Source organism: Saccharopolyspora sp. 6M (genome assembly GCF_020176775.1).
In the GTDB taxonomy this organism is placed as follows: domain Bacteria; phylum Actinomycetota; class Actinomycetes; order Mycobacteriales; family Pseudonocardiaceae; genus Saccharopolyspora_C; species Saccharopolyspora_C gregorii.
Map to the genome: position 1 here is coordinate 915 of NZ_JAIUJZ010000246.1, position 8705 is coordinate 9619.

The 8705-nt window shown below is 73.9% G+C and carries 9 protein-coding genes; 8 read left to right on the forward strand and 1 reads right to left on the reverse strand.

What is annotated here, in order from left to right:
* Positions 1 to 516 precede the first annotated feature (516 nt).
* From LCD31_RS26175 to tsaD, 8 genes are all read left to right on the forward strand, one after another.
* Positions 517 to 2082, forward strand: coding sequence for an alkaline phosphatase (locus LCD31_RS26175; protein WP_224962370.1), 1566 nt, complete (start codon positions 517 to 519; stop codon positions 2080 to 2082).
* Between the two features lie 87 nt (positions 2083 to 2169).
* The gene (locus LCD31_RS26180; protein ID WP_224962372.1) at positions 2170 to 2751 is read left to right on the forward strand and encodes a vancomycin high temperature exclusion protein; all 582 of its coding nucleotides are present in this window, start codon (positions 2170 to 2172) and stop codon (positions 2749 to 2751) included.
* 380 nt (positions 2752 to 3131) lie between these two features.
* On the forward strand, positions 3132 to 4022 hold the full coding sequence (locus LCD31_RS26185) for a 3-keto-5-aminohexanoate cleavage protein (protein WP_224962374.1): 891 nt from the start codon (positions 3132 to 3134) through the stop codon (positions 4020 to 4022).
* Positions 4022 to 4981 (forward strand): 3-hydroxyacyl-CoA dehydrogenase NAD-binding domain-containing protein, encoded by a 960-nt coding sequence (locus tag LCD31_RS26190; protein WP_224962376.1) that lies wholly within the window; start codon positions 4022 to 4024, stop codon positions 4979 to 4981. The genes LCD31_RS26185 and LCD31_RS26190 overlap by 1 nt, the downstream gene beginning before the upstream one ends.
* Positions 4978 to 5406 (forward strand): thioesterase family protein, encoded by a 429-nt coding sequence (locus LCD31_RS26195; RefSeq protein WP_224962378.1) that lies wholly within the window; start codon positions 4978 to 4980, stop codon positions 5404 to 5406. The genes LCD31_RS26190 and LCD31_RS26195 overlap by 4 nt, the downstream gene beginning before the upstream one ends.
* A 198-nt stretch (positions 5407 to 5604) precedes the next feature.
* On the forward strand, positions 5605 to 6363 hold the full coding sequence (gene tsaB, locus LCD31_RS26200) for a tRNA (adenosine(37)-N6)-threonylcarbamoyltransferase complex dimerization subunit type 1 TsaB (RefSeq protein WP_224962380.1): 759 nt from the start codon (positions 5605 to 5607) through the stop codon (positions 6361 to 6363).
* Entirely contained in the window at positions 6360 to 6851 is a 492-nt protein-coding gene (rimI, locus tag LCD31_RS26205; RefSeq protein ID WP_224962382.1) for a ribosomal protein S18-alanine N-acetyltransferase, read from the forward strand. Before tsaB ends, rimI begins: the two co-directional genes overlap by 4 nt.
* Positions 6848 to 7906: a tRNA (adenosine(37)-N6)-threonylcarbamoyltransferase complex transferase subunit TsaD gene (gene tsaD, locus LCD31_RS26210; RefSeq protein ID WP_224962384.1), complete on the forward strand. Its 1059-nt coding sequence runs from the start codon at positions 6848 to 6850 to the stop codon at positions 7904 to 7906. Before rimI ends, tsaD begins: the two co-directional genes overlap by 4 nt.
* Positions 7907 to 8007: 101 nt before the next feature.
* Here the strand turns inward: tsaD and LCD31_RS26215 are convergent, their stop codons facing one another.
* Positions 8008 to 8454, reverse strand: a complete 447-nt coding sequence (locus tag LCD31_RS26215) for a MarR family winged helix-turn-helix transcriptional regulator (protein ID WP_224962386.1) — start codon at positions 8452 to 8454, stop codon at positions 8008 to 8010.
* Between the last annotated feature and the right edge of the window lie 251 nt (positions 8455 to 8705).

An 8705-nucleotide genomic window follows, 5' to 3' on the forward strand; every position in this document is an offset into this window, starting at 1 on the left:
CCGGGCGGCCGATCTGGCGGGGGCGGACCGGGCGTGCCCCGCCCGGGCCGCGGGGGGGGGGGGGGCCCCGGCGGCGGGGGGGGGGGGGCCCCCCCGCCCGGCCCATGCTGCCGATCTTCGCAGGTAGATCGGCATGCGGGAAATGTCACCGGAACCCGAGGGCGGTTCACACCATCGAGGCGCTGTGGCTTAGGTTCTGCCGCATGGCTCCGACGAAGCCCACGAACCGTCCGTGGGAACGCCGCCCTCGCCCCTCTCGCCCACCCGGCCCGTCCGGGCCTCCCGGCCGGTCCGGCTGGCGCCCGCGCTGATCGCTCCTCCCGCTTCGCGGAAGGCCCTGCGGCGCGGTCGCGGTGATCAACAACCCGTCTTCGCCAGAAGTTAACCGGATGCCCACCGGGCGCGGATACCTTTCCACCCGTTCGAGTGAAGCCGAAAGCGGGCGCACGCCTGCTTCGACGTGCACCGAGCACGTCGGCCGCGGCGACCACCGAGGTCTCTGGGAGGACCGCCCGAATGCCCGACCCCACCACATCCCGATCCGTGTCCCGGCGCGCCGTGCTGCTCGGCGGCGCGGCCGCGCTGGGCGGCACCGCGCTCGCGGGAACCGCCCTCGCCGGACCGCTACCGCTGCGCGGCGCGGGCACCGGACGCCCGCTCCGCGACCCGTTCACCCTCGGCGTCGCCTCCGGCGACCCCGTTCCGGACGGCGTCGTGCTCTGGACCAGGCTCGCCCCCGACCCGACCGCCGACGACGGCCGCGGCGGCATGCCCGACAAGGTCGTCGACGTGCAGTGGGAGGTCGCCGAGAACGAGCGGTTCAGCCGCGTCGTGCGGCGCGGCCAGGCCCAGGCCGCACCGGAGCTCGGCCACAGCGTGCACGTCGAGCTCGAAGGACTGCGGCCCGGCGCCGAGTACTACTACCGGTTCCGCGCCGAAGGCGCCGTGTCCCGTGCCGGCCGCACCCGCACCGCCCCCGCGCCCGGCGCGCTCGACCCGCTGACCATGTGCTTCGCGTCCTGCGCGCACTTCGGCCAGGGCCACTTCACCGCCTACCGGCGGATGGCCGAGGACCAGCCCGGGCTGATCCTGCACCTCGGCGACTACCAGTACGAGTACGCCGCCGAGGACGACGACGTGCGGCGGGTGCTCGGGCCGGAGACCCGCACGCTGGCGAACTACCGGCAGCGGCACGCCCAGTACAAGACCGACGCCGACCTGCAGCTCGCGCACGCCACCGCGCCGTGGATCGTCGTGTGGGACGACCACGAGACCGAGAACAACTGGGCCGGGGACGTGCCGGAGACGCCCGACGAGCACTTCCTCGACCGGCGCGCCGCCGCGTTCCAGGCGTACTACGAGAACATGCCGCTGCGCTCCTCGGCCAAGCCCGTCGGCGCCGACATGCGGCTGTACCGCCGGTTGGGCTGGGGCGCGCTGGCCACGTTCCACATGCTCGACACCCGCCAGTACCGCGACGACCAGCCCTGCGACGACGCCGGGAACGTGGACTGCGCGGAGCGGCTGGAACCGGACCGCACGATCACCGGCGCCGAGCAGGAGCGCTGGCTGCTGGACGGGCTCGCCACCTCGCAGGCGCGCTGGGACGTGCTGGGGCAGCAGGTGTTCTTCTCCCGGCTGGACAACGACGTGGACGAGGGCGTCGCGTTCAGCACCGACTCGTGGGCGGGGTACGTGGCGAACCGGGACCGGATCGCCGCGGGGCTCGCGCAGGCGCGCAACGCGGTGGTGCTGACCGGCGACGTGCACCGGCACTGGGCCGCGGAGGTGCAGGCCGCGCACGAGGACCCGGACTCGGCGGTCGTCGGCACCGAGCTGGTCACCACCTCGATCACCAGCGGCGGCGACGGGGACGACGACCCGAAGTCGGCGGTGCTGGCGGAGAACCCGCACATCAAGTTCCACCGGAACCGCCGCGGCTACGTGCGCACCCGGTTCGGCGCGGACGAGCTGCGGGCGGACTTCCGGACGGTGCCGCACGTGACGGAACCGGGCGGTGCGGCGAGCACCGCGCGGAGCTTCACCGTCGCCGACGGCGAACCGAGGCTGCACGAGGCCTGATCCGCCGTGGGTGCCGTCCGGCGCGGTCCGGGCGGCACCCGTTCGGCCGCTGTCGGCGACCGGGCCGCGGCACGGCACACTTGCCCCGTGCGCAGGCGATGGTGTGGTGCGGCGGGTGCCGCGGTGGTGCTGGCCGCGCTGCCGTCGTGGTGGGTGCTGGCGCGCAGCCGCGGCCGGGTGCGGACGGTGGCCGACGTGCCCGCCGCCGAGGTCGCGCTGGTGCTGGGCGCCGGGGTGCGCCGCGACGGGCTGCCGAGCCGGATCCTGCAGGGCAGGCTCGCCGTCGCGGTGGAGCTGCACCGGGCGGGCCGGGTGCGGTGGATCCTGGTCAGCGGCAGCCCGCACTCCCGCGGGTACAGCGAACCGGTCGTGATGCGGGACTTCCTGCTGCGCCACGGGATTCCGGAGCGGGCGGTGGTGATGGACGAGTCCGGTGTGGACACCTGGGCGTCCTGCCGCGGCGCGGTCGCGGACTTCGGGCTGCACGCGGTGACCGTGGTGACCTCGAAGTTCCACCTGCGCCGGTCGATCGCGCTGTGCCGCCGGGCCGGGATGGACGCGTACGGGGTGGGGCACGACGCGGCGGCGGACGGGTTGCGCCGGGTGTCGGCGCGGGGTGCGCGGCGCGAGTTCCTGGCCGTGGCGAAGGCGTTCTGGTTCAGCCGGTGATGCGGCGCGGGCGGCGCGCCGGGTTCGCGTTCCCCTAGTTCGCGTTCCCCTGGTTCGCCCTCCCGTGGTTCGTCCCGTCGTGCTTCCCCCGCACGGTGGCCTGCCCGGTTCGCCTGCACGTGGCCTGCCCCGGGTTCGCGCTCTCGCCGCCTTCCCCGCCGCTCCCCTGGTTCGCCCGGGTGACAGGCACGGCGGCCGGACCCCGCGATCGACTGAGTCGACGATCAGTTTCTTCCGCGATCGCGACCAGCACTTCCGCCTCTGCACTGACCGTTCCGCTTCCCAGCCCAGCTCTGCCCGGACGGAGCATTGCGAATTTCGCAACGCTCTTGCTAGCGTCACCGCGGCCCGCGCCGGGCCGACCGCGACAGGGAGGGCGCATGAACGAGGAAGTGATCATCACCGCCGCGTTGACGGGAGCGGGCGACACCGTCGGCCGCAGCGAACACGTACCGGTGACCCCCGAGCAGATCGCCGAGTCCGCCGTGCAGGCCGCCGACGCGGGCGCCGCCGTGGTCCACATCCACGTGCGCGACGTCGAGACCGGCCAGGGCTCCCGCGAGGTCCCGCTCTACCGCGAGGTCGTGCGCCGCATCCGCGAGTCCGGTGTGGACGTCGTCATCAACCTGACCGCCGGGATGGGCGGCGACCTGGTGATCGATCCGGACGACCCGCTCAAGCCCGTCGACGGCACCGACCTGGTCAACGGCCTGGACCGGCTGCCGCACGTCGAGGAGCTGCTGCCGGACATCTGCACCATGGACTGCGGCTCGCTGAACTTCGGCGAGGGCAGCCAGCTCTACATCAGCACGCCCGACATGCTGCGGGCCGGCGCGAAGCGCATCCAGGAGCTCGGCGTGAAGCCCGAGCTGGAGATCTTCGACACCGGGCAGCTGTGGTTCGCCACCAAGCTCATCGACGAAGGCCTCATCGACCCGCCGCCGCTGTTCCAGCTGTGCACCGGCATCCCGTACGGCGCCCCCGCCGACCCGGGCGTGTTGCAGGCGATGGTGAACATGCTGCCGGAGGGCGCCAACTGGGCGAGCTTCGCGATCGGCCGCAACCAGCTGCCATGGGTGGCGCAATCCGCGCTGCTCGGCGGCCAGGTCCGCGTCGGGCTGGAAGACAACCTCTACCTGAGCAAGGGCGTGAAGGCCACCAACGCGCAGCTCGTCGAGCGCGCCGTGACGATCATCGAGGGCATGGGCGCGCGGATCGCCACCCCCGACCAGGCGCGCGCGAAGCTCGGCCTGAAGCGGCGGACCTCCTGATGGCAGCCCCGGTGGCACCGGAAGCGGTGCGCGAGGTCGCCTGCATCGGCGCGGGCGTGATCGGCGGTGGCTGGGCGGCGCACTTCCTGGCGCGCGGTTACCGGGTGACGGCGTGGGACCCGGCGCCGGACGCGGCGGAGAAGCTGCGGCGGCTGGTGGACGCGGCATGGCCCGCGCTGACCGAACTGGGCCTGGCACCGGGCGCGTCCCGGGACGCGCTCACCGTCACCGCCACCCTGGAGGAAGCGGTCGCCGGCGCCGAGTTCGTGCAGGAGAGCGCCCCAGAGGACCTGGAGCTCAAGCAGGACCTGCTGGCCCGCATCGACGCGGCCACCCCGCCCGGCGTCGTGGTGTCCTCGTCCACCTCCGGCTACGGCATGACCGAGATGCAGCAGCGCTGCGCCACCCCGGAACGGCTCGTGGTCGGACACCCGTTCAACCCGCCGTACCTCATCCCGCTGGTGGAGGTCGTCGGCGGCGAGCGCACCGACCCGGAGGCGGTCACCTGGGCGTCCCGGTTCTTCGAGGTCGCCGGGAAATCGGTGATCACCATGGACCGCGAGGTGCCCGGGTTCATCGCGAACCGGCTGCAGGAGGCGCTGTGGCGGGAGGCGCTGCACATGGTCGCCGAGGGCGAGGCGACCGTGGAGCAGATCGACGCCTCCATCACCGAAGGCCCCGGGCTGCGGTGGCCGTTCCTCGGGCCCTGCCTGACCTTCCACCTCGCGGGTGGCGAAGGCGGCATGGCGCACATGCTCGACCACTTCGGGCCGTCGCTGAAGTCGCCGTGGACGCGGCTGGAAGCACCGGAGCTCACCACCGAGCTGCGGGACCGGATGGTGCAGGGCTGCGAGGAGACCGCCGACGGGCGCAGCATCGCCGAGCTGGTCGCCGACCGGGACCGCGCGGTCATCGCCGTGCTGCGCGCGGTGCGGGCCGTCCGGGGCGGTGGCGCGTGAGCGAGTTCCGGCAGCGGGTGCGGCCCGAGTGGATCGACTACAACGGGCACCTCAGCGAGGCCTACTACGTGCTGGTGTTCGGCTTCGCCACCGACGCGGTGATGGACGGGCTCGGCCTGGACGCCGCGTACCGGGAGACCGGCCGCTCGCTCTACACCGTGGAGGCGCACGTCCGCTACCTGCGCGAAGTCGGGCCCGACGCGGAGCTCGTGGTGACCTCGCGGATCGTCGGCGGCGGGCCGAAGAAGCTGGTGCTGTGCCACGAGATGGTGGTGGACGGGACGGTGGTGGCCACCGAGGAGCTGCTGGCGCTGCACGTCGATTCGGCGGCGGGCCGTTCGGTCCCGTTCCCGGACGAGATCGCGGCGCGCATCGCCGAGCGCACCGAGCGGGCGCCGGACTACGCGGGTCGCGCCATCGGCTGAGCGGGGAATCAACGGACCGTTCGTCCCATCCCGTTGGACCAACGGTCCGTTCACCCTGCCCGCCCCGGGTGCACGGACCGCCCGGTTGGACGAACGGTCCGTTCACCCCGAGCGGAGTGCGCGGGGTTCGTCGTGGCCGGGGTGCCGCCCGGCACCCGGGACACGTCGGTGACCTGGGGTGACGTAGCCTTTTCGGCTGTGCTCGTCATCGCGCTGGACACTTCGACGCCCGCGGTCACCGCAGGGCTGGTCGCCTTGGACGGCGGCGGGCCCCGCCCCCTCGCACAACGCGTGACGGTGAACGCCCGGGCGCACGGCGAACTGCTCACCCCGCACCTGATGGCGGCGGTCTCCGAGGCCGGTCACCGGCTGGCGGACGCGGACGCGATCGTCGTCGGCTCCGGGCCCGGTCCGTTCACCGGGCTGCGGGCGGGCATGGTGACGGCCGCCGCGCTCGGGCAGGCCCTGGACGTCCCGGTGCACCCGGTGTGCAGCCTGGACGCGATCGCCGCCGCGGTTCCGGAGACGGCCGCCGCGCAGGGCGTGGGGGCCGGCGGCGGCGAGCCGGGTGCCGCCGTGTCCGGCGCCGCCGCGGGCGGGATGCGGCTGCTGGTCGCCACGGACGCGCGCCGCAAGGAGGTGTACTGGGCGGCCTACGGCCCGGACCGGGAGCGCCTCACCGGCCCGCACGTGCACCGCCCGGCCGACGTGCCCGCGGAGATCGCCGAGCTGGACCTGGACTTCGCCGCGGGCGAGATGGCCTCGGCGCACGGCGACGTGTTCGGGCTGCCGGTCCTCGACACCGAGTACCCCACCCCCACCGGCCTGGTGGCGGCCGCGCGGCACGACCTGCACAGCGGGGAGGAACCGCTGCCGCTGGTGCCGATGTACCTGCGCCGTCCGGACGCCACCGCGCCCGGCCCGCGCAAGCAGGTCAGCCCGGAGGCGGCGTCATGAGCACCCCGTTCATCGCGAAGCTGCGGCGGAACGACCTGAAGCGCTGCGCCGAGCTGGAGCAGGTGCTGTTCCCCGGCGACGACCCGTGGTCGCTGGAGTCGTTCGCCGCCGAGCTGGACCGCGGCCACCACTACCTGGGCGCCTACGACGAGGCGGAGCAGCTGATCGGCTACGCCGGGCTGTCGCTGGCCGGACGGCCACCGGAGGTGGACGCGGAGGTGCACACCATCGGCGTCGATCCCGCGCACCAGGGCCGCGGGGTGGGACGGGCGCTGCTGCTGCGGCTGCTGGCCCGCGCCGACGAGCACCGCGCCACCACGTTCCTCGAAGTGCGCACCGACAACGACCCGGCGATCGAGCTGTACCGGAAGAACGGGTTCGAGATCGTCGGCCTGCGCAAGCGCTACTACCAGCCTTCGGGCGCGGACGCGCACACGATGCGCAGGCCCGCGGCCGACCCCACTGCGGAGGGAGGTGGTGCGTCATGACCACCACCGACCGGATCGTGCTCGGCATCGAGAGCTCCTGCGACGAGACCGGGGTCGGGCTGGTGCGGCTCGGCGCGGACGGCTCGGTGGAGCTGCTCGCGGACGCCGTGGCCTCCAGCGTCGACGAGCACGCCCGCTTCGGCGGCGTCGTGCCGGAGATCGCCAGCCGGGCGCACCTGACCGCGATGGCGCCCACGATGCGCCGCGCGCTGGACGAATCCGGGCTCGAACTGTCCGATGTGGACGCCATCGCGGTGACGGCGGGACCCGGCCTGGCCGGTGCGCTGATGGTGGGCGTCGCCGCCGCCAAGGCGTACTCGGTGGCGCTGGACGTCCCGCTGTACGGGGTGAACCACCTCGGCGGGCACGTCGCCGTGGACACCCTGCAGCACGGTCCGCTGCCGCCGCGCTGCCTGGCGCTGCTGGTCTCCGGCGGGCACAGCCAGCTCCTGCTGGTGGAGGGCATCGCGGAGCGGATCACCCAGGTCGGCTCCACCATCGACGACGCCGCCGGGGAGGCCTACGACAAGGTCGCCCGCATCCTCGACCTGCCGTACCCGGGCGGGCCGCCGATCGACGGGCTGGCCAAGCAGGGGAATTCGAAGGCGATCGCGTTCCCGCGCGGGCTGACCGGTCCGCGGGACGCGCGGCACGACTTCTCGTTCTCCGGGCTGAAGACCGCGGTGGCCCGCTGGGTCGAGGGCGAGCAGCGGGCGGGCCGGGAGATCCCGGTCGCCGACGTGTGCGCCTCGTTCCAGGAGGCCGTGGCGGACGTGCTCACGTTCAAGGCGGTGCGCGCGGCGCAGGACCTCGGGGTGGGCACGCTGGTGATCTCCGGTGGCGTGGCGGCGAATTCGCGGCTGTCCGCGCTGGCCGCGGAGCGGTGCGCGGCGGCGGGGATCGAGCTGCGGGTGCCGCGGCCCCGGCTGTGCACCGACAACGGCGCAATGATCGCTGTGCTCGGCGCGCACGTGGTGGCCGCGGGCGCGAAGCCGTCCCCGCTGGACCTCTCCGCCACGCCCGGCCTGCCGGTGGAGACGATCGTCCTGAGCTGACCGGCCCGCAGGGACGGACCCGGACAGCCAGTCGGACCGGACAGCCGGTCGAGCTGGCCAGCCGGTCGAACCCCGGACAGCCGGACGAGCCCGGCGACCGGTCAGCCGGACCGCTCCCGCAGCGAGTAGATCATGCCCTTGAGCAGCCGGAACGCCTCAGCCTGCTCCGCTTCGGTCAGCTCGCCGAGCATCCGGCGCTCGACGTCCCGGACGGCCGCGCTGGCCTGCTCCAGGCTGCGCCGGCCGCTGGGCGTGAGCCGCGCGGGCAGCGCCTTGCCGACCGGCGCCTCGGCGGGCCTGGTCACGTAGCCGTCGCGCTCCAGGTTCCGCAGCAGCACGTTCATCGACTGCCGCGTCACGAACGCGCCCCGCGCGAGCTCGGAGTTGGACAGGCCCGGCCGTTGCGCCAGCAGCTCCAGGCAGGAGTAGTGCGTGACGGTCATCCCGAGCGGCCGCAGCACCTCCTCCATGGCGGCGCGGAGCGTGCTCGACACCTCCTTGAGCAGGTAGCCCAGGGACGTCTCCAGCTCAACACCGGAACCACTCATGTCAGCATTCTGACATGAGTGGCTGCTTCTGTTGCCCAGCACTGGGGTGGCGGAACCTCAGCGGTTCCCTCGCTGCGGGATCTTTTTCCCAAGTGGCTCCGCCACGAGGGAAAAAGCTGTCCTCGCGAGGGAACCGCTGAGAACCCGCTGGTGGTCACCTTGCTCTGGTGGTCGGCGGCGGGGGGGGGGGGCCCCCCGGGGGGGGGGCCCCCCCCCCGCGGGGGCCGGGGGGGGTAAAGCGCGCCGGTGGG